Here is a 2130-nt window from a genome sequence, read left to right as displayed (position 1 = left end):
TGCGCGCGCAGCACGGCGCTGGTGGTGGCGTGTTCGCTGGTGGCGGTGGTGTGGCAGTTTGGCTTGCTGGCGCTGCTGGGCTACGAGCTGGACCCGTACTCCATCTTGGTGCCCTTCCTGGTGTTCGCCATTGGTATGAGCCACGGCGCGCAGAAGATGAACGGCATCATGCAGGACATCGGCCGTGGCACGCACCGCGTGGTGGCGGCGCGCTACACCTTTCGCCGTCTATTCATGGCCGGGCTGACGGCGCTGCTGTGCGACGCGGTAGGCTTTGCGGTGCTGGTCATCATCCAGATCAAGGTGATCCAGGACCTGGCGGTGATTGCCAGCATTGGCGTGGCCGTGCTGATTTTTACCAACCTGGTGTTGCTGCCGATTCTGCTTTCGTACACCGGTGTGGCCCCAACGGCTGCAGCGCGTAGCCTGCGTGAAGACACGGCGAGCGAGAACGCTAAGCGCCCCTGGCTGTGGGCGCTGCTGGACCATTTCACGCAGAAGCGCTGGGCGGCTGCGGCCATCGTGGTGTCTGCGCTGATGGCCGTGGGCGGCTATGCGGTCAGCCTGCAGCTGAAGGTGGGCGACCTGGACCCCGGCGCCTCTGAGCTGCGCGCGGATTCACGCTACAACCGCGACAGCGCCTACCAAATTGCGCACTACGCGGCCAGCGCCGACATCCTGACAGTGATGGTCACCACGCCTGAAGACCAGTGCACCCGCTACGCCACGCTGGCCAAGCTGGACACCCTGGCCTGGGGGCTGGAGCAACTGCCTGGCGTGGAATCCACCAACTCTATGGCGGCCCTGTCCAAGCTGGCCATGGTGGGCTACAACGAGGGCAACTTCAAATGGTTTGAGCTGCTGCCCAATGACGGTGCGCTGGGCGGTGTACAAACCCGCGCCCCGCGTGAGCTGTTCAACCAAAACTGTTCCTTCCTGGCGCTATACGTCTACCTGAAGGACCACAAGGCCGAAACCCTGTCCCGGGTCGTGGCTGAGGTGGAGAAGTTTGCTGCCGCCAACAACACCGATGTCATCCAGTTCAAGCTGGCCGCCGGCAGCGCGGGCATCGCCGCCGCCACCAATATCGTGGTGGCCAAGGCCATGCACGAGATGTTGCTATGGGTTTACGCCGCCGTGGTGCTGCTGTGCTGGATCACCTTTCGCTCCTGGCGCGCGGTGGTCGTCGCGGTGCTGCCGCTGGTGTTGACCTCCATCCTGTGTGAGGCTTTGATGGTCTGGCTGGGTATGGGCGTGAAGGTGGCCACGCTGCCGGTGATCGCCTTGGGCGTCGGCATCGGCGTGGACTACGCGCTGTATGTGCTCAGCATCACGCTGGCCCGTATGCGTGAGGGAGCCAGCTTGTCCGACGCCTACCACCACGCGTTGCAATTCACCGGCCGCGTGGTGATGTTGACGGGTATCACCCTGGCGCTGGCCGTGGGTACCTGGGCGTTTTCGCCCATCAAATTTCAGGCCGATATGGGCATTTTGCTGGCCTTCATGTTTATCTGGAACATGGTGGGGGCACTGGTATTGCTGCCCGCGCTGGGTTATTTCTTTCTACGCCCGGCAGCGGCTAAGGCCGCACCACTTCCTGTCGCAGTAACGGTTTAAACAAGGAGACTCCATGGCTGTTTGCAGCACACTTGAGGTGGCACCACTCGACCCGGCACTGGCCGGCTTATTGGCCCAGATGGCAGCCCAGGGCAACCCGCCGCTAGAGGCTTTGCCACCTGCGGTGGGGCGGCGAATCTACCGGGACATGGACGCCGCGCTGGGCCTGCCTGCCCCGGTCGTCGGCAAAGTAGAAGACCTGGTTATTGAAGGCCCTGGCGGGCCGCTGGCTTTGCGTGCCTATGCGCCAGCCACCCCTGGCCCCTGGCCGGTGCTGATGTTCCTCCACGGCGGTGGCTTTGTGATTGGCGACCTGGACACCCACGACAAGGTGTGCCGCACCCTGTGCCACCACGCCCATATGCTGGTAGTGGCAGTGGACTACCGGCTGGCGCCCGAACATCCGTTTCCCGCCGCCCCGGACGATGCGGAGGCCGCTTTGCGCTGGCTCTGCGCCCATGCGGCCACGCTGGGTGGCGATGCCAGCCGTATGGCGGTGGCGGGCGACAGCGC

2 protein-coding genes are annotated in these 2130 nt (G+C 64.2%); both read left to right on the top strand.

What is annotated here, in order from left to right; translation table 11 throughout:
- A partial coding sequence (locus ABI213_RS02705; protein ID WP_348026018.1) for an MMPL family transporter occupies positions 1 to 1617 on the top strand: 1617 nt, incomplete at its 5' end.
- Between the two features lie 13 nt (positions 1618 to 1630).
- Positions 1631 to 2130: alpha/beta hydrolase (locus ABI213_RS02700; protein WP_348026016.1), on the top strand; the 500-nt coding region annotated here is incomplete at its 3' end.

It is taken from the genome of Rhodoferax sp. (genome assembly GCF_039922535.1).
In the GTDB taxonomy this organism is placed as follows: domain Bacteria; phylum Pseudomonadota; class Gammaproteobacteria; order Burkholderiales; family Burkholderiaceae_C; genus Rhodoferax_B.
Note: the sequence above shows the minus strand (reverse complement) of the source record. Positions and strands in the feature narration are given on the sequence as shown.